Below are 17642 nucleotides of genomic sequence, written 5' to 3' on the forward strand. Positions count from 1 at the left end.
GAGACAGTTTGCGGAGCCGCACACCATGCGGCAATGCCCAATGACGCGCGCCTAGTGTGCACAATTGCACACATGGATGCCACGAACGTCCGCGCCGACGACCTCCTGACGCTCCTCGCGGTCGCCCGCACCGGCCGGTACACCGCCGCAGCCCACGTGCGCGGCGTCGACCACACGACCGTCGCGCGGCGCATCGCCGCTCTCGAGGACGCGCTCGGTGGTCGCGTGGTCGTGGCCTCCTCGGGCCGCGGCTGGGAGCTGACAGCACTCGGACAGCACGCCGTCGAGACGGCCGGGCGGATCGAAGCCGCGATGTCGCGACTGTCCGGCGGGGGAGAGGAGCCCGACCCGGTGTCGGGGGTCGTGCGGATGTCGGCGACCGACGGCTTCAGCGCGTACGTGGCCGCTCCCGCCATTGCGGCACTGCGGCAGCGGCATCCGGAGCTCTCCGTCGAGATCGTGGCGACCCAGCGCCGCGCCGCCCTGCACCGGCCGGGGCTCGACCTGGAGGTGGTCGTCGGGGAGCCGCAGACCTCGCGCGGCGAGGCGACACGCCTCGGGAGCTACACCCTCGGCATGTACGCCTCGCGGGAGTACGTGGAACGCGAGGGCACGCCCCGCGACCTCGCCGAGCTCGAGCGACACCGGCTGGTGTACTTCGTCGACTCGATGCTGCAGGTGGAGGCACTCGACCTTCCGCGGCGGCTCGTTCCGCGCATGCGCGACGGCGTGACCTCGACCAATGTGTTCGTGCACGTGGAGGCGACACGCGTAGGTGCCGGAATCGGCATGCTTCCCTGTTTCGCCGCCGACCGGCACGACGATCTGGTGCGGCTGCTCCCGTCAGAGGTCAACGAGCGACTTCCCTATTGGATGATCGTGCGAGCGGACTCGTTGCGGATCCCCGCCGTCGCCGCGCTGGCGGAGGCACTACGAGACCAGACCGCGCGGGCACAGCAGATGCTCGACGGCGCGTAGCGCGTATTCCACACGAGGAATGCGCGGATCCGTACCGCACCGACAAGAGCTCGACGTTGTCGTCGAGGCTCCAGTCGGTGCGTTGCTCGATCGAGCTGATCACCAGGCCGCCACTGACGTTGGGGACCCAATAGGCGAATTTCAGCGGCTCGTGGATGGACGCGATGTCGGTCATGGGTGCTCCTCGGTGATCGGTTGCGGGCTACCGTCACACCGGCCGCGCGAGCGGTCAACGACATGTGACGGACCGTTTCTCCCCGTGACGACACACACCGGATGCCGGGTGAGGATGGATGCCATGACCTCCCCCCAGCGCGTGCGTTTCGGTTACTGGACCCCGATCTTCGGCGGGTGGTTGCGCAACGTCGACGACGAGCAGACGCCGGTGTCGTTCGCCCACATCGCCGAGATCGCGCGGGCCGCCGAGGAGGGCGGCTTCGACCTGACGCTCATTCCCGAGCTGAACCTCAACGACATCAAGGGCGTCGAGGCGCCGTCGCTCGACGCGTGGGCCGTGACCGCGGGGCTCGCGGCCGTGACCTCGAAGCTCGAGCTGCTGGCGGCGGTGCGACCCGGCTTCCACAACCCGTTCCACACGGCGAAGCAGGCCGCGACGATCGACGAGATCAGCGGCGGGCGCTTTACGCTCAACGTCGTGTCGGCGTGGTGGGCGGAGGAAGCGAAGCAGTACGACGGGCTCTTCAGCGCGCACGACGACCGGTACGCCCGCACGATCGAGTGGGTCGAGGTGCTCCGCGGCCTGTGGACGCAGACGCCGTTCGCGTACGAGGGGGAGTACTACCGCACCGAGGGCACGTTCCTGGAGCCGAAGCCGCGGGTGATCCCGCGCCTGTATGCCGGGGGAGAGAGCGAGGCGGGACGCACCGCGATCACGCGGTTCGCCGACGCCTACCTGACGCACGGCGGCACGCTCGACGAGCTGTCGACGAAGGTCGCCGACATGCGGCGTCGCCGCGCCGAGGCGGGGGCGACGCCGTTCGAGGCGTTCGGCATGGCGGCGTACGCGGTCGTGCGCGACACGGAAGACGAGGCGCAGGCCGAAATCGACCGCATCACCGACGTGCGCGGGGGAGCCGCCTACGGCTCGTACCAGGAGTTCGTGAGCAAGTCGAAGCTCGACACCCCCGTCGACCTCAAGGAGTACTCGGTGTCGAACCGCGGCCTCCGCCCGAACCTCGTCGGCACGCCCGACCAGGTCGCCGAGCGCGTCGTGGAGTTCGCGAACGTCGGCGTCTCGACCCTGCTGCTGCAGTTCTCGCCGCACCTGCCCGAACTGCAGCGGTTCGCCGCTGAGGTCATCCCGCGCGTGCGGCGGCTGGAGGCTCTGCGCGACGCATGAGGCGCGGGCGCTGCGCGGCTGCCCGGGCCACCGCGCGCCTACCCGGGCCCTTGAGTGTCCAAGACACGCGGATGGCGCGCCTCGGCATCCGCATGTCTCGGACACTCACCGTGGGCGCCAACATGCGCTCCTCGCCGCGAGCCCTGCAGGGTTAGCGTGGGCGGGTGGACGACATCCCCCAGCCGCCCCGCGACCTTGCCGACGATCTCGGTCCAGCGTCGGCCAAGCCCCTGCCTTCCGTTCCTCGGACCATTGACGACGAGTTCAGCAGGAGTGGCGCCCTCTCCGCCGCGACCATTGGGGCGGGCATCTTGCTGAGTGTGCCGATGGTGATCCTGGCGTTCCTCGCGGCGCTCGTCGTGCCTTTCGGTCCGGTGATCTGGTTCCTGTTCCCGATCGGCCTGACCGTGCTGGCCGGTATGGCACTGCGCAGTGCTCTCCGAGGCAACGCCGGCGCGGTCGCGACCGGTGCGAAGCGGCGTCCTGGCCTCGTCGTCCTGGCGTCTATCGCTCTCGCCGTCACGCTCGGTGTCTGGCTGATTCCCGTCGCCATCGGGCAATACCTCGCGGCGTCGTTTCCCTGAGTCGCGTGCCCGCAGCGATGTCCGCACGCGCACGCGGCCCGCGCGACCGCGACCCCGCCGCCTCAGCGCACGAGGGCCGGGGCGTCGTGCTCGAGCAGCGCCCCGAGCCAGCGGGCGATCTGCCGTGGACCGGAGCGAGGGGCGGATGCCTCGACGTCGGGGTTGTAGTTCGTGTTGGTGTTCACGTCGTAGGTGACGGTGCGGCCGTCGAGCGTCTCGATGAACTCGATGCCGGCGACACCGATGCCCTCGGCCGCGAGGAACGCGAGGTAGCGGTCGATGAGAGCCGGGTCGACGTCGTCGCGGAGGCGGAACATCGGCTCGGGCTCGACGCCGTCGGCGCCCGGGATCGCGCACGCCTCGGCCGGGCACAGCTCGAAGCTGCCCGCGCTCGTGTCGACGCGCACGGCGTAGACGAACTCGCCACCGACGAACTCGGCGCGCGTGATAAACGGCGAGCGCGCCACCAGCAGCTCTTGCAGCAGCGTGATGCCGTCGGGCGACGGCTCGAAGTCGGGGCCGGCGACCCAGGCGGCGAACTCGGCCTGCGAATCCCACCGGCGCACGCCGAGGCCCTTGCCCCCCTGGTTGTGCTTGCTGATGAAGGGCGCCTCGAACTCCTCGGCTTTCGCGGCCAACCCCGCAGTTCCGAAGACCGCGACCGTTCGCGGCACCTCGATGCCGGCATGACGCAGAGCCGCGTGCTGCGCGACCTTGCTGACCTCGAGCTCGAGCACGTCGGCGCCGTTCACGACCGTCCGGCCCCACGACGCGAGCCAGCGCAGCACCGCCCGACCGTACTCTTTGCTGTCACCGTGGTCGCGCGTGTGCGCCGAAGCGCTCAGTCGCGACCAGAACACGCCCTCGGGCGGCTCCACCGACAGGTCGATCGATCCCTCGGTGAGGAGCCATTCCGTCAGCGGAATACCTTCGGCCTCGAACGCCGCCTGGAACGGCGGAAGCCACTGGGGGTTCTCGTGGATGACATAGACGCTGCCCGACATGCTCGCCAGGCTAACCCGACCCCCCGACACACGGGCCGCCTTGCGTCACGCGGGGTCACTGGGGGAGTGGCATCCGAAATCTGTATCGTGGCAAGGCTGTACGACCGGAGAGGGATGCCATGACCGCCGAGTACCTCGATGCGAACCGCGCCAACTGGAACGAGCGCGCCACCCTGCATGCGGCCCGCGACGGGTCGGGTTACGGGGTTCAGCGGTATGTCGACGACCGTGAGGCCCTGTCGGACGTCGTGCGTTTCGACCAGACGCTGCTCGGCGACCTCACCGGCAAGCGCGCCGTGCACCTGCAGTGCCACATCGGCACGGACACGCTGTCGCTCGCACGCCTCGGCGCCCGGGTGACGGGCCTGGACTTCTCGGAGAACGCGGTCGAGGAGGCGCGACGTCTCGTCGCCGAGACAGGTGATGCCGTCGATTTCATCCAATCGGACGTTTCTCGCGCGACCGATGTGCTGCCGGCCGGTGAGTTCGACCTCGTCTACACGGGCATCGGGGCGCTCTGCTGGCTCCCGTCGATCACCGAGTGGGCGGGCGTCGTCGCAGACCTGCTGGCCCCGGGCGGAACCCTGCACATCCGCGAGGGGCACCCCATCCTGTGGTCGATGAATGAAACGCTGCCCGGGCTCACGCTCGCGTTCCCGTACTTCGAGCAGCCTGCGCCCCTGGAATGGGATGACGACAGTACGTACGTCGAGGTGTCGGCACCGCTGCAGTCCACGCGGACGTACGAGTGGAACCGCGGACTCGGCGAGATCGTGACGGCATTGCTCGATCGGGGCCTACGGATCGACGCCCTCATCGAGCACGACATCGTGCCGTGGGAGGCGCTCCCCGGCCGCATGACCCTGCGCCCGGACGGCGAGTACGCCCTCACCGAGCAGCCGTCGGTCATGCCGCTGAGCTACACGATCCGGGCTTCGAAGCCGGTCTGACCCCTGACGAACGTCACCCCGACAACGTGACCCCCGCCCCAGGCACGGGCCCCGCCGCCGCGCCACGATGAGGACATGACCTCCTCTACCCCCGGCCCCGCCGCGATCGACGCGCGGGGCGTCGTCAAGAGTTTCGGCTCGGTACACGCCGTCCGCGGCGTGGACCTGCGCGTGCAGCCCGGCGAGATCGTGGCGTTCCTCGGCCCGAACGGCGCCGGCAAGACCACGACGATCGACATGATCCTCGGGCTCACCAGCGCTGACTCCGGCTCCATCGAGGTGTTCGGCAACACGCCCCGTGGCGCCGTCTCGCGCGGCCTCGTCTCGGCCGTGCTCCAGAGCGGTGGGCTACTGAAAGACCTGACCGTGCGCGAAACCGTGGAGCTGACGGCGAGCCTGTTCGCCGAGAAGCGTCCCGTCGATGAGGCGTTGGAGCGGGCTGGCATCCGGGATCTGGCGAACCGCCGCGTGGGCCTGTGCTCGGGGGGTGAGCAGCAGCGGCTGCGGTTCGCGATGGCGCTCGTGAGCGATCCGGCGCTGCTGATCCTCGACGAGCCGACCACCGGCATGGATGTCGAGGCGCGGCGGTCGTTCTGGAGCGCGATCCGAGCGGATGCCGCCCGCGGACGCACCGTCATGTTCGCGACGCACTACCTCGACGAGGCCGACGAATACGCCGACCGCATCGTGCTGATGAGCCGCGGGCAGATCGTCGCCGACGGCTCGACGGCCGAGATCAAGAACCTCGTCTCGGGGCGGGTCGTGCACGCGACGATCCCGGATGCCGATCTCGCGGCGTTGGCGTCGCTCCCGGGCGTCGACTCGGTCGAGGCCTCCGGCGAGCGCGTCACGCTCCACACGCGCGACTCCGATGCGCTCGCGAAGCACCTGCTCACCGCCACCGCCGCGCGCGATCTGGAGATCACCGCGCAGAACCTCGAGAGCGTGTTCGTCGCTCTGACCATCGACTCCCCGGCATCCGCCGACGCTGCGAACGGAGCACTCCGATGACCGCCATCCGCCTCGATCGCCCCACGCCCGTCCTGGGCGGGTTCACCCTGACGTATCTGCGGATCGAGCTGGTGCGGAAACTCCGCAACCCGCGCGCGCTGTTCTTCACGGTGGCGTTCCCGGTGCTGATGTTCTTCATCGTCGGGTACCAGTGGCTCGACGAACCGCTGACGAGCGTTCCGTTGGCCGACGGGGGAGTGTCGGTGGCCGCACACATCATGGTGTCGATGGCAATGTACGGCGCGATGATGTCGGCGACTCAGACGGGCGCCGCGGTCGCGGTCGAGCGCGCGCAGGGCTGGACGCGGCAGCTGCGACTCACACCGCTCAGCCCGGTGGTCAACGTGATCATCAAGCTCGCGGCGGGCATGGTGTTCGGACTCGTCGCCGTGGTCGCGACCTATGTGGCGGCATCCTTCTCGGGGGTCGAGTTGTCGGTCGACCAGTGGATCGTGACGGGGCTGGCCGCGTGGCTGCTGGCCGGGGCGGTGTTCACGACGCTCGGGCTGATGGTGGGGTACATGGTTCCGGGCGAGAACGTCGCGCAGGTCACGAGCCTCGCGGTAGTGCTGATGTCGTTCCTCGGCGGGCTGTTCTACCCGCTGTCGTCGATGCCCGACTTCCTGCAGACGATCGGCAAGCTCACGCCCGTGTACGGCATCGCGCAGCTCGCGCGTGCGCCGTTGACGGGGGATGCCTTCGACCTCGGCGCCCTGATCAACGCGGTGGTGTGGATGGCGGTGTTCGTCGTGGGAACGGTGATCTACTTCCGCCGCGATACCCGGCGGTCGTGAGCCGCCCTATCGTGAACGACATGAGCGTGACGACCGGCCCGGGGCGCATGCGCGCTCGGGGCCTCGGTCGCTTCCTGCGGCAGGTACCCGCGCCCGGCCTCGGTCCGAGCGATCGCGGCTGGTTCATCGGCGCGGGGCTCTCGCTCGTCTGGACGTTCCCGACGCTGCTCTCGCTGTGGGAGCTTCACGACGTCTGGGCCGGGGTGGTCGGGTCGGGCATCGTGCTCGTCTTCGGCGCGGTGTTCGTGCTCGCGGTGCCGATGATGCGTCTCACGCCGCACCGCTTCGCGCGGCTGGTGCCCGCTGGCATCCTGTTCGCGATCAGCCTGGTGCTGGTGCCGTGGCTGGGCACCGACGTCCGCTGGATGTGGACGTTCGTCGGTGTCGCCATCGCCGTGTCGCGCCTCGGGTGGGCCGTGGTGCTGTCGCTCGTGCTGGCCCTCGCGGCGCTGTCGTTCGCCGTGGGCGTGGGGGCGGGCACGGATATTTTCCTCAACGTCTTGAACGCCGCCGTCATCGTGTCGGCGTCGATCACGATGTTCTCGTTCTTCAGCAACATCGCCACGCTCGAGAAGCTCCGCACCGCCCAGGAGCAGGTGGCCGAGCTCGCCGCCGAGCGTGAGCGAGGGAGGGTCGCGCGCGACGTACACGACATCCTCGGCCACTCGCTGACCGTGATCACGGTGAAGGCCGAGCTGGCCGGACGACTGATGGATGCCGGCTCCCCCGCGGCCCGCGACGAAATCGCGCAGATCGAGCAGCTGTCTCGCGGTGCGCTGGCCGACGTGCGCGCGACGGTGCACGGGTATCGCGGCGTGAGCATCAGCGGCGAGCTCGCGGCCGCGCGGGCGGCGCTGGAGAGCGCCGGGGTGACCGCGGAGCTGCCCGGGTCGACGGAGCAGGTGCCGTCGGACCGACGCGAGCTTGCGGGCTGGGTGGTGCGCGAGGCGGTGACGAACGTGGTGCGGCACGCGGGGGCTTCTTTGTGTCGGGTTTCGCTGGATTCTCGGTCGGTGGAGGTCGCGGACGATGGGCGCGGGCCTTCCGGGTCTTTGTCTTCCGGCTCCGGCCTCGCCGGGTTACGCGAGCGCGTCGAGACCGCGGGCGGCCGCATGACCGTGGGGCGCAGCGACCTCGGCGGATTCCGTGTGAGGGTGACGTGGTGATCCGCCTGCTCATCGCCGACGATCAGGCGCTCGTGCGCGGCGCCCTCGCCGCCCTGCTCGGTCTGGAGCCCGACATCGAGGTCGTCGCCCAGGTCGGCCGCGGCGACGAGGTGGTCGAGGCCGCCCGCACCTCGGGCGCGACGGTGGCGCTGCTCGACATCGAGATGCCCGGCATCGACGGCATCGCCGCCGCGGCTCAGCTACGTGCGGAGAACCCCGGATGCCGCGCCCTCATCGTCACGACCTTCGGCCGGCCGGGATATCTGGCGCGGGCCATGCAGGCCGGGGCGTCGGGGTTCGTCGTCAAGGACACCCCCGCGGCAGAGCTGGCGGATGCGGTGCGGCGGGTGTCTGCCGGGCTGCGGGTCGTGGATCCTGCGTTGGCCGCGGAGTCACTCGCGCAGGGGGACTCACCGCTGACGGAGCGGGAGACGGACGTTCTGGCCGCGGCCCGTTCGGGTGGCTCGATCGCGGATATTGCGCGGATGGTGCATCTGTCGGAGGGGACAGTGAAGAATCACCTGTCCAGCGCGATTGGGAAGACCGGGGGACGGAATCGGGCGGATGCGGTGAGGGTGGCGGTGGAGCGGGGGTGGCTCTAAGCCGACGCTCAGTGCAACCTCACTAACCCCGTGGGGGAAGCGGCCGTGTCCTCCCTGTGGCGGACACAACCCAGCTTCGGGTGGATTTCGCGGCGCATACGCGTGCGTGCATGCTCATGCTTCTTAGTGTTCCTTAGCGGCCACGGCATCGGAGCACGAGATCAACTCGCCATTCTGCTCTCGCTTCCGCGGCGCAGAGAGGTGAATCACATGACAAGCGAACCCGTATCCCCGCGAGCGCGGCTCTACAGGCATCTGACCGTGGCGGCAATAGCCTGTTGCGTCGTCGCCTGGTCGGCGGTGCCGGCTTCGGCAATCGAGCCCACCAGCGTCATCGACGCTTCTGAGGTTGCGACCCTCGTCTCGGACGCCGCCCCGGATCTCATTGAACCGGCGCCTGCCGTCGAGACTGGAAGTTCCTTCGAGGCAGGCGCCCTCGGTACGGACACGAGTATCCCCGTCACTCCTGATGACCCCATCGAAGTGTCGACGACGGTCGGAGGGAGAGAACTTTCGGCCGGCATCACGCTGCCGGAAGGACTCGACCTCAGCCGAGCAGAGGCGGCCAATGACGGGACCGTCGTCTACACGAGCGACAACGACGCGAGCGTCGCAGTTCAAGCGTTGGAGACCGGCGACACCCGCGTGCACACCGTGATTCCTGATCGCCACGCGACGCACGAGGCAGAGTTCGGAATGGACGGTTTCCGGGCCGTCGTCGATACAACGGGCAACGCGGCGTTCGTCCAGGACAGCCGTGAAGGAGTCGCCGTTCCCATTGACGCCCCCTGGGCAACGGACGCGAGCGGCGCGCCCGTTCCTACGCACTATGAGGTTCGCGGTGATCGACTCGTCCAGATCGTCTCTCCGACGGATGCCACCATCTACCCAATCGTCGCCGATCCAACCTGGGGCTGGCGGAATGCGACATGGGGGCTCACGCTCACTCGCTCGGAAACGGCGAACATCAAGGACTACGCGGGCGCCTCATCGTTCTGCGCCGCCTTGGTGAAGGACAAGCGGCTCGTGCTCGCATGCGGGCTGTGGTCGGGATATCTGCAGGTGCAGGCCGCTACGGCGAACAACCTGCGCCCGAAGGGGTGCTTGCACATCGTCGTAGCGCCGCTGCCCGGTGCAATTTCACACACCTATTGCTGAGGCGGAAGATGGAACACGTTCTCACGTTGCTCCGCGAGCCCGTGGTGGTGTGCATACTCGCCGCCGTGATCGGTGTCGGAGCCGGGTTGGGATACGAGCTCCGGAGTCCGCGTGCCCTCGCGGGAGCGGCGGCAGCGGCGGCTGTCGCCAGCGCCCTCATCTCGTCGCTCGCCAGCGAGGCGACGCTCGCCGCGCCGGCCTTGATTGTCGGCTTCGCGATCACAGCGATGATCCGCGATCGGGTCGGGCGCAAGATGGCCGATCGGCACGCGAACGAAGTCGCTGCTCGGCCTTCGGGGGCACTACCCACCGACCTGTCGCGCGACTGAAAATCGTTAGGTCACGGGTTCGACGCCCGTCGGAGCCACACGGGTGATCATTACGTCACCCTAGAAACCCTCGCGGAGCTTCTATCCGCGGGGGTTTTGCTTTGCCCTGATCAGCGCCGGTTTTCGTAGTGAGGGCGTGATGCTGCGCCGCCCGGTCGTTGAGCGAGCGCATCGAGAACAGACGCACCGATCGGATGCGGCCAACGTCGGCTTTCCGAGGCCTTGGGCCGGGAATGGGCCGGGAGCACGGAGATTTCGAGCGGTTCGCGTTGGTCGCTCCCCACCGCACCGGCTCCGCGCGACTCATACTCTCGCCGTGACCACCTCTAGCGTTTGGGACAAAAGCGCGTCAATTAGCGCCCTGTCCCGATCGAGATCGGCTCCGCGCCTCAGAATCAACTCGTTCGGGCTGATGGAGGCGACCGCAAGCTGCGCTGCCGCAATCTGAACGAAGTCGTCGTAGCGCCGTCGATGCTGCGCGCTGAGGGATTGCCACTCAATCGCATCGGCACCAAGCTGGCCCTCCCAGCGGCTAAGCGCGTGCCCTGCATGCACCGCGATGTAATCCAGGATCATTGTTGCCCGAGGGATGAACTCCGTCACGGCGAGGACACCTGGTTGGGTCCTCCTCATGGTGGCGGCCACATTATCTGCGTCAGCTGCGAGCTCCAGTTGCCGCTTGCGATTCCGTACCGCTACTCCCGTCAGCTTGCCCAGCAGCTCACCGGTGACCTTTCCAATGCGAACGGCGATATCAACCGCGACCGCGGCAGGGGTGGCAGACTCGCTCATGCGCATCGCTGCGCCGAGGCCACTGATCGCTGCCGTGCCGCTCGTTCCCGCGAGAATAGTCGCGCCCGTCGTGACAGCGCCGCGCTTCACCTCTTCCACGAACGACGCGTACCAGGCGTCACCCGACTCATCAAACACGGATGACCTGGCAGATCGAGCGAGCGTCGTCGCAACGCCGATTCGCGTGAACAGGAGTTGGTAGGTGGATTCAGCCGCGGGGCCGTCGCCGCCGACGAGACCAAGCGGCACGAGTTCGGCTAGGTCCGGCACCGAGGTACCTTCCACTCGCGCAGCGATGTGGCAGAACCTTGCCAGGAAGTCACTCGCTGCCCGATCACGAGCGTCGCAAAATTCGTCCAAGGTCGTGAGGAGCTTCGTCCTGCGGTCACTCTCGCGACTGATCTCAGCGACTCGGTCCTCGATAGCGTCGCCTCTATCCCCCGCGTCCATCGATGCGCCGGTCTTGACTTTGGCGAGGTTCAACAGCTCGTCCGGGCCGACGTCGAGCACACGAGCGATCTCCAGTAGACGAGCTTGAGGGGGATTCAAGTTCCCGTTCTCAATGCGCGAGATCGTGACGCCCGCTCCACCGCGATATCCAACGCGACGACCTAATTCCTCTTGTGTCCAGCCGCGCTTATCTCGCAGTTCCTGAATGACGCTCCCGAGGGCTTCTAGCGAGTAGCTGACCATGGGGCCAGTCTAGCGTCGAAAAGTCGAGGATGTGTTGCGCTGTTAGCGTTTAGCATGCTAACTTTGCGTCCAGCTGACTAAACCTGCAGTTCGCCTCATGAAAGGGAAGATTATGAACATGGACACAGCAACCCAGAGCGCGTCGTCAAGCTGGCGTGTGCCGGTTGGCTTGGCGCTCGTCGCCGCAGGCGCAGGCCTCCTGGTCACCATCCCAGGCGTGCATGACTTTTGCGCCCGCGCTTTGAAAAGCGATGCCGCCCAGCAGCTGCTTGGCGATATCGCCGCTGCCTCAGGTCGACGCGGAATGGATGCCGCTCTGAACCTCGCACGGTGACGGTGACGGTGACGGTGACGGCGTGCGGCGTGCGGCGTGCTTCCAACGTCGGGTCACGTTCGCTCCGCTTTCGGGATAGTGCCCGCGAATACGGCAGTTAGCCGATCGGGGCGTGAGGAACGAACTGGTGACAGGTGTGGTTTAGGCCGCGAGGGTGAGCGGCTCGGTTAGCTTGGCTTCGAACTCGATGGGCGTCAACCCGCCGAGGGTGTCCTGGGCTCGCTGCCGGTGATACTTCCGCTCGATCCAGACGACGATCGCGAGGCGTAGTTCCTGCCGCGTCGTCCACCGCTGCTGGTTGAGCACGTTCGTTTGCAGCAGCGACCAGAAGCTCTCCATGGCCGCGTTGTCTCCGGCGGCGCCGACGCGGCCCATGGATCCGACCATGTCGTGACGGCGTAGCTCACGGGCCATTGCCCTGCTGCGAAATTGGCTGCCCCTATCGGCATGCAGGATGCACCCGGCGACCTCGCTGCGGCGGGCGACGGCGTTTCGGACGGCGTCGACGGCGAGCTTCGCGGTCATCCGATCGGAGATCGAGTATCCGACGATCCGGTTGGAGAATACGTCTTTGATCGCGCAGCAGTAGAGCTTGCCTTCGCTCGTCCAATGCTCCGTGATGTCCGTGAGCCAGACCCGGTTCGGGGCGTCGGCGCGGAATACCCGTTTCACGTGGTCGTCGAACACGGGCGGGCCGGCCTTCTTGCTCTTCCCGCGTCGCCGGCGTTGCGCGGACGAGAGGATCCCGGCCTGCGAGCACAGCTTCCACGCCGTGCGCCGGCTCATCCGCCACCCGGCCCGGCGTGCTTCGTCGGCCAGGTACCGGTAGCCGAACGTCGGGTCTTCAGTGTGAGCATCATGCAGGGCGTTGATGCGGTACGCACGGAGAACATCCGAGTCGCGGACCGGGTCGTTGCGCCACCGGTAGTAGGGCTGGCGAGCGAGCTTGAGGACCCGGCACGACACCGTCACGGGGATCCCCGCGTCGGCGAGCTCCGATACGAGCGGGTACGTCATTTTGGGGAGCCACCCAGTTTCAGGTTCGCCTGCGACAGATACGCCGCCGCACGCCTGAGGACCTCGTTCTCCTGCTCGAGCAACCGGATCCGCTTCTTCAACTCGCGCGCTTCCGCCGCGTCCGCGGCGGTCTGGCCGGGACGGTTGCCTTCCTCGATATCGGCTTGGCGGAGCCAGTTCTGCAACGTCGCCTCGCTGATCCCGAAATCGGTGGCGATCTGCTTGATGGTGACGCCGCTCTCACGGCGACGAGCGACCGCGACAACGTCCTCGCGGAACTCTCTGGGATAGGGACCGGGCATGATGACATCCTCCCCGTCAGCGCCTCCCGGCACTAACGATCAGCTGTCACCGATCCGTTCCTCACGCCCTGACGTGCGGACGGGCGAGCCGGCGCGTCGTTATGAGCACGAGAGTCCGGGGTCTCTGATCCACGTCGATGTGAAGAAGCTTGGCAACATCCCCATCGGCGGTGGCTGGCGATTCGTCGGCCGAGCCCAAGGCATGAAGAACCGTGCGGCGACGGAACCGAACCGACGCAAGGGCAAAAACAGAGACCCGCTGATCGGCCACGCGTTCGTGCACACCGTCATCGACGATCACTCCCGCGTTGCCTACGCCGAGATCCATGACGACGAACGAGCTGACACCGCGATCGGCGTGCTGCGCCGAGCGGTCTCGTGGTTCGCCGACCACGGCGTGACCATCGAGCGAGTGCTCTCCGACAACGGATCGGCCTACCGGTCGCACGCCTGGCGGCACGCCTGCAACAACCTCGGGATCACGCCGAAGTTCACTCGGCCACGACGCCCGCAGACCAATGGCAAGATCGAGCGTTTCCACCGCACCCTGGCAGACGGCTGGGCCTACTCGAAGCACTACAACTCCGAGTCAGCGCGCCGGGCCGCGCTGCCCGCCTGGTTGCACTTCTACAATCACCACAGGCCCCACACCGCCATCGGCAAGCTCCCGCCCATCAGCCGGATCTCAAACAACCTGCCTGGGCACAACATCTAGCCCCGCGGCAACACCGAGCGGACGGGCCCACCAGTGTCGGCACGTCACGGACGCTCAGGGTCACCAACGTTTCGTCGGCGGCCCGCGCAGTCGAGAAACTATCGCCGCGTGTCCTGCACCACACTCGGGTTGATCGTGGCGAATGTCAGCTCCCCCAGTAGAATCGGGCGCGAGACGGCAGCAAACAGGAGGCTACGATGGCGCGCGCGGACCTACTGCTTGACCTCGTCCAGGCAGAGCGCCACGGAGATCGGGAGCGTTTTCGCGCGCTTGTCGAAGCCGTGATTGCAGAAGAGCGCGCGAACCAGCACCACCTGCTCGCGGATCGCCTGTCGGAAGTCATAACGACCTCTGGGCAGGGTATTTCTCGCGATGACAAGAGCAACGCAGTTCGTGATCTTCTTCACGAGGTCGTCCCCCAGCGCCGTCTGTCGGATCTCGATCTCGCACTCGTTCCCGAGCGCACCGTGAGCGAACTCATCGAAGAGCAGAAGCGAGCTGATCTCCTCAGAAGCTATGGGATTGAGCCTCGAAATCGTCTGCTTCTTTCAGGCCCACCTGGCAACGGAAAGACAAGCGTCGCGGAAGCGATCGCATCCGAGTTGATGCTTCCCTTCTACGTCGTTCGCTACGAAGGAATCGTTTCCAGCTTCCTCGGTGAAACTGCCGCTCGCCTCGACTCAGCTTTCGAATTTGCCCGCACTCGACGTTGCGTGTTGTTCTTCGACGAGCTGGACACGATCGCGAAAGAGCGAGCTGACGAGCACGAGACGGGCGAAATCAAACGAGTGGTCTCGACACTCTTGCTGCAGATCGACCGACTGCCAGCCCATGTCATCCTCGTCGGAGCAACGAACCACAGCGAGTTGCTGGACCGCGCAGCCTGGCGCCGCTTCCAGATCAGAGTGGATCTCGAAGTACCTAGTCGCGCTCGAGCAACGAAATTTCTCGAGCGCCTCGCCGCACGATTCGGTGGCGATCTCGGATTCACGCCGCGGACCCTCGCGGACAAGTTGGCTGGCGCCAGCTACGCGGAACTAGAAGAATTTGCGCTCGACGTGCGCCGTCGAGCAGTTCTAGCGTTACCTGAGCCGAATCTGCGCGCCATCGTGCAGGAGCGACTTGAACACCGGCGCGTACAGGCCTCTGAATGAGCGGAGAGCCGTACCCGGTACTTGCACTGCCCTCGCCGCGAGTTGGTAACCGCGGACGTCAGTCACCATCGGTTCCACCGCGGGTCGTCGGGCCAGGGAGCACAGCCCAGGGCGCGCGGCTCGCACCCAAATTTCGTGAACTGTCGGAGGCGTTCGAGCATCGTCGTGCGGAGCTGACCGCGGACGTGGCAGACGAGATCGACCCAGAACTTGTCGTGGTGTTCGACCTCGCCGGCAGCGTGCAGGACTTCAAGAACGCGATCGCTCACATCGATGGTCTCGAGTTCTTGGCCGAGCTCCCTGAGGACGAAACCGATGCAGACGACGACTTTCACATGTCGTCGTCGGGCGAGGACCGCCCCGACGATAAGGTCGGCCGATCGCTCTACCTTGTGATGTCCAATAGCGAGGCTGTACGCCAGCTTGTTCGACTGTTCGATCAGTGGGTCACAGAGCCAGACATGGTCTTCGATCGTGGCCTGGCCAAATTCCGATCCGCTTTCAGCCAGCTCCGCACCATTCGGCGGTGGGGACCTGAGGACCGCATCCGCGAGACCGGCCTGCTCGATGCGTGGCGCGAAAGGCTCGAGGTTGTAGGTCAGTCGAGTAGCCCGGTTCGGGTCGAGGTCGAGCTTTGGTACCGGCAAGACTCAGCAAATCGTCGCGAGGCGGACGCTCACGTTCGAGCGATCATTGCTGACTCGGGCGGACGGATCGTTAGTTCCGCCGAGATCCCCGAGATCGGATACCACGCCATCCTCGCGGAGTTGCCGTCGCAGGAGGTTGAGTCCGTGCTCCGCGATGGAGCGGGCGCGATTCGGCTGCTCGGCATGGATGATGTGATGTTCGTCTCCCCGTTCGAGCCGATGAGCGTCGGGCCGGCGGAGGCGGAGGCCGGACCGATCACCGTCAGACCCGAGCCCGCCCCGACGCAGGCGCTACCTCGCATTGCGCTGCTAGATGGATTGCCGGTTGAGAACCACACCGTCCTTCAGGGGCGACTGATCGTAGATGATCCCGACGATCTCACTCAGGCCTACTCTTTGTCTGCCAGGCACCACGGCACCTCGATGGCTTCGCTAATACTCCACGGCGATCTATCGAACTCATCTGGCCCGCTGGACCGACCCTTGTACGTCCGGCCGATCCTGCGACCACACGAGTTCCTTTCCAACAGCGAGCGGGTCGTCGGCGACGTGCTGTTTCCTGATCTACTGCACCGAGCCGTCAAACGTGTCATCGAAGGCGAGAACGGCCGACCCGCTGCGGCGCCGAGTGTCCGCGTCTTCAACCTCTCCATCGGAGCCGAAACTCGGGCATTTGTCCGCCGCATGAGCGCCGCTGGCAGGCTGCTCGACTGGCTTTCGCTTGAGTACAACGTTCTGTTTGTCGTGAGCGCCGGTAACCATCCGCATGAGTTGACGATTACCGCTGAAGACGCACAGGATCTAGATCGGGTCAGAGCGGAAGCGCTGAGATCAGCGAAGGCGTCCGCCCGCGTTCGTGGAATTCTCCCACCAGGCGACTCGCTAAACGCACTGACGGTCGGTGCCACGCACGCGGACGGCGCCGGCGACATCGACGTTCCCGCGACCGCATGGGACCTTGCAATCGCGGGCCTCCCGGCCTTCTACGGAGGCGTAGGCCCGGGAGTTGGTCGATCCGTGAAGCCCGAAATTCACCACACCGGCGGACGGGCACTCTACGCGAGACCAGTTCAGGTTCCCGGAGAAAACGAGCAGCGGGTGAGAATCATCCCATCACGCGCCACCGGTCCGGGGGTGAAGGTCGCCGCACCAGGAGTCGGCGGAAGCCTCGACAACTCCGTCTTTACGTTTGGCACGAGCAACGCGACCGCACTCATTACCCGTGAAGCAAGCCTGTTGTTCGACCTGCTGGAGGAAGGTGCGTCGACGGGCGACCCGGCATTCCCCGATGCGCTCTACCATCCGGTCCTCGTGAAGGCGCTCCTGGTACACGCAAGCGAGTGGGGGGACGGCAACTCGCAGCTTCGGCGCGTCCTGAGTATGGACGCCCTCAAGGCGCGGAAGGAACTCACCGCACTCCTGGGATACGGCGTCCTCAACTCGGACCGAATCGACCGCGACCTCGCCCAAAGAGCGACACTCATCGCGGGCGGCTCCATCGAACGAGATCAGCGCCACACGTACGACATTCCTCTCCCACCCTCGCTTCGACGCCAAGCCGAATGGCACCGGCTGACCGTGACGCTCGCCTACTTCGCGCCCACCTCTGGAGCCCTCACCCGATATCGCGGAACCAAGGTCTTCTTCGATGCGCCGGAGAAGCGGTTCGCTCTTGGCGACCGACGCGAAGCGGACTATCACGCCGCGCGCCGTGGGTCATGTCAACACGAAATCATCGAAGGCGACCGCGCACTTGTTTTCACCGATGATGAGTCGCTCACCTTGCACATCGATTGCATGAAGGATGGCGCGACGCTCCGCCGCGGAAAATCGGTCAGGTATGGACTGGTTGTGTCGATTGAAACCCGGGTGGGCAGCACGGTGGCCGTACACGATGAGGTTCGCGCAGGACTGCGGACTCGGGTTGCCACTGAGGTCAGGGGACGCGTCGGTACCTGAGACCGTGGTTGCGGGCCGGTCCCGGGCCGGGAACTCGGCTAGAACCATCGAGTGAATCGGCCTGACTTTCGTTCCGTTCTTCAAGCAAGGATG

General features: G+C 66.6%; 16 protein-coding genes and 1 pseudogene. 14 read left to right on the forward strand and 3 right to left on the reverse strand.

The window, feature by feature from the left end; all coding sequences use genetic code 11:
• The first annotated feature begins 72 nt into the window (after positions 1–72).
• The 3 genes from ACU6WY_RS15000 to ACU6WY_RS15010 all read left to right on the forward strand — a co-directional run bounded on the left by ACU6WY_RS15000 (position 73) and on the right by ACU6WY_RS15010 (position 2922).
• The gene (locus ACU6WY_RS15000) at positions 73–978 is read left to right on the forward strand and encodes a LysR family transcriptional regulator (RefSeq protein WP_483820408.1); all 906 of its coding nucleotides are present in this window, start codon (positions 73–75) and stop codon (positions 976–978) included.
• Positions 979–1276: 298 nt separating this feature from the next.
• Entirely contained in the window at positions 1277–2338 is a 1062-nt protein-coding gene (locus ACU6WY_RS15005; RefSeq protein WP_483820409.1) for an LLM class flavin-dependent oxidoreductase, read from the forward strand.
• Positions 2339–2502: 164 nt separating this feature from the next.
• On the forward strand, positions 2503–2922 hold the full coding sequence (locus ACU6WY_RS15010) for a hypothetical protein (RefSeq protein ID WP_483820410.1): 420 nt from the start codon (positions 2503–2505) through the stop codon (positions 2920–2922).
• 62 nt (positions 2923–2984) lie between these two features.
• On the opposite strand, the gene ACU6WY_RS15015 is transcribed toward ACU6WY_RS15010, so the two are convergent.
• A complete protein-coding gene (locus ACU6WY_RS15015) occupies positions 2985–3926 on the reverse strand; it encodes an ATP-grasp domain-containing protein (RefSeq protein WP_483820411.1) in 942 nt (313 codons plus the stop codon).
• A 119-nt stretch (positions 3927–4045) separates the two neighbouring features.
• Here ACU6WY_RS15015 and ACU6WY_RS15020 point away from each other — a divergent pair, with 119 nt between their 5' ends.
• The 7 genes from ACU6WY_RS15020 (at position 4046) to ACU6WY_RS15050 (ending at position 9936) form a co-directional block, all read left to right on the forward strand.
• Positions 4046–4876 (forward strand): class I SAM-dependent methyltransferase, encoded by an 831-nt coding sequence (locus tag ACU6WY_RS15020; protein ID WP_483820412.1) that lies wholly within the window; start codon positions 4046–4048, stop codon positions 4874–4876.
• A 75-nt stretch (positions 4877–4951) separates the two neighbouring features.
• Positions 4952–5887, forward strand: coding sequence for an ABC transporter ATP-binding protein (locus ACU6WY_RS15025; RefSeq protein ID WP_483820413.1), 936 nt, complete (start codon positions 4952–4954; stop codon positions 5885–5887).
• Entirely contained in the window at positions 5884–6681 is a 798-nt protein-coding gene (locus ACU6WY_RS15030) for an ABC transporter permease (RefSeq protein ID WP_483820414.1), read from the forward strand. The genes ACU6WY_RS15025 and ACU6WY_RS15030 overlap by 4 nt, the downstream gene beginning before the upstream one ends.
• Before the next feature lie 20 nt (positions 6682–6701).
• Positions 6702–7847: a sensor histidine kinase gene (locus ACU6WY_RS15035; protein ID WP_483820415.1), complete on the forward strand. Its 1146-nt coding sequence runs from the start codon at positions 6702–6704 to the stop codon at positions 7845–7847.
• Positions 7844–8449 (forward strand): response regulator, encoded by a 606-nt coding sequence (locus tag ACU6WY_RS15040; RefSeq protein ID WP_483820416.1) that lies wholly within the window; start codon positions 7844–7846, stop codon positions 8447–8449. The genes ACU6WY_RS15035 and ACU6WY_RS15040 overlap by 4 nt, the downstream gene beginning before the upstream one ends.
• A gap of 210 nt (positions 8450–8659) precedes the next feature.
• Positions 8660–9607 (forward strand): hypothetical protein, encoded by a 948-nt coding sequence (locus ACU6WY_RS15045; RefSeq protein WP_483820417.1) that lies wholly within the window; start codon positions 8660–8662, stop codon positions 9605–9607.
• An 8-nt stretch (positions 9608–9615) separates the two neighbouring features.
• Positions 9616–9936 (forward strand): hypothetical protein, encoded by a 321-nt coding sequence (locus tag ACU6WY_RS15050; RefSeq protein ID WP_483820418.1) that lies wholly within the window; start codon positions 9616–9618, stop codon positions 9934–9936.
• A gap of 303 nt (positions 9937–10239) precedes the next feature.
• Here ACU6WY_RS15050 and ACU6WY_RS15055 read toward each other — a convergent pair whose 3' ends face one another.
• On the reverse strand, positions 10240–11421 hold the full coding sequence (locus ACU6WY_RS15055; RefSeq protein ID WP_483820419.1) for a helix-turn-helix domain-containing protein: 1182 nt from the start codon (positions 11419–11421) through the stop codon (positions 10240–10242).
• A gap of 112 nt (positions 11422–11533) precedes the next feature.
• On the opposite strand from ACU6WY_RS15055, the gene ACU6WY_RS15060 reads away from it, so the two are divergent.
• Positions 11534–11755 carry a hypothetical protein gene (locus ACU6WY_RS15060; protein WP_483820420.1) on the forward strand — a complete coding sequence of 74 codons (222 nt, stop codon included), beginning with the start codon at positions 11534–11536 and terminating at the stop codon, positions 11753–11755.
• Positions 11756–11896: 141 nt separating this feature from the next.
• On the opposite strand, the gene ACU6WY_RS15065 is transcribed toward ACU6WY_RS15060, so the two are convergent.
• Positions 11897–13074 (reverse strand): IS3 family transposase gene (locus ACU6WY_RS15065; RefSeq protein ID WP_483820421.1). Its coding sequence is split into 2 segments (ribosomal slippage): positions 11897–12805 and positions 12808–13074, totalling 1176 coding nucleotides; the frame shifts between segments, so codons are not numbered across the junction.
• 70 nt (positions 13075–13144) lie between these two features.
• On the opposite strand from ACU6WY_RS15065, the pseudogene ACU6WY_RS15070 reads away from it, so the two are divergent.
• The 3 genes and pseudogenes from ACU6WY_RS15070 to ACU6WY_RS15080 all read left to right on the forward strand — a co-directional run.
• Positions 13145–13789: pseudogene (locus ACU6WY_RS15070) on the forward strand (IS481 family transposase); the annotation flags it as partial.
• Positions 13790–13986: 197 nt separating this feature from the next.
• Entirely contained in the window at positions 13987–14943 is a 957-nt protein-coding gene (locus ACU6WY_RS15075; protein WP_230006341.1) for an AAA family ATPase, read from the forward strand.
• Positions 14944–15128: 185 nt separating this feature from the next.
• On the forward strand, positions 15129–17549 hold the full coding sequence (locus tag ACU6WY_RS15080) for a S8 family peptidase (protein WP_483820422.1): 2421 nt from the start codon (positions 15129–15131) through the stop codon (positions 17547–17549).
• The last annotated feature ends 93 nt before the right edge of the window (positions 17550–17642 follow it).

The organism is Microbacterium sp. ZW3a, assembly GCF_057167165.1.

Bases quoted from the DNA above. Each gene is read 5' to 3' on its own strand.
- ACU6WY_RS15060 (WP_483820420.1), top strand. From the start codon at position 11,534: ATGAACATGGACACAGCAACCCAGAGCGCGTCGTCAAGCTGGCGTGTG.
- ACU6WY_RS15055 (WP_483820419.1), bottom strand. From the start codon at position 11,421: ATGGTCAGCTACTCGCTAGAAGCCCTCGGGAGCGTCATTCAGGAACTG.
- ACU6WY_RS15020 (WP_483820412.1), top strand. From the start codon at position 4,046: ATGACCGCCGAGTACCTCGATGCGAACCGCGCCAACTGGAACGAGCGC.
- ACU6WY_RS15050 (WP_483820418.1), top strand. From the start codon at position 9,616: ATGGAACACGTTCTCACGTTGCTCCGCGAGCCCGTGGTGGTGTGCATA.
- ACU6WY_RS15035 (WP_483820415.1), top strand. From the start codon at position 6,702: ATGAGCGTGACGACCGGCCCGGGGCGCATGCGCGCTCGGGGCCTCGGT.
- ACU6WY_RS15075 (WP_230006341.1), top strand. From the start codon at position 13,987: ATGGCGCGCGCGGACCTACTGCTTGACCTCGTCCAGGCAGAGCGCCAC.
- ACU6WY_RS15030 (WP_483820414.1), top strand. From the start codon at position 5,884: ATGACCGCCATCCGCCTCGATCGCCCCACGCCCGTCCTGGGCGGGTTC.
- ACU6WY_RS15025 (WP_483820413.1), top strand. From the start codon at position 4,952: ATGACCTCCTCTACCCCCGGCCCCGCCGCGATCGACGCGCGGGGCGTC.
- ACU6WY_RS15005 (WP_483820409.1), top strand. From the start codon at position 1,277: ATGACCTCCCCCCAGCGCGTGCGTTTCGGTTACTGGACCCCGATCTTC.
- ACU6WY_RS15045 (WP_483820417.1), top strand. From the start codon at position 8,660: ATGACAAGCGAACCCGTATCCCCGCGAGCGCGGCTCTACAGGCATCTG.
- ACU6WY_RS15015 (WP_483820411.1), bottom strand. From the start codon at position 3,926: ATGTCGGGCAGCGTCTATGTCATCCACGAGAACCCCCAGTGGCTTCCG.
- ACU6WY_RS15000 (WP_483820408.1), top strand. From the start codon at position 73: ATGGATGCCACGAACGTCCGCGCCGACGACCTCCTGACGCTCCTCGCG.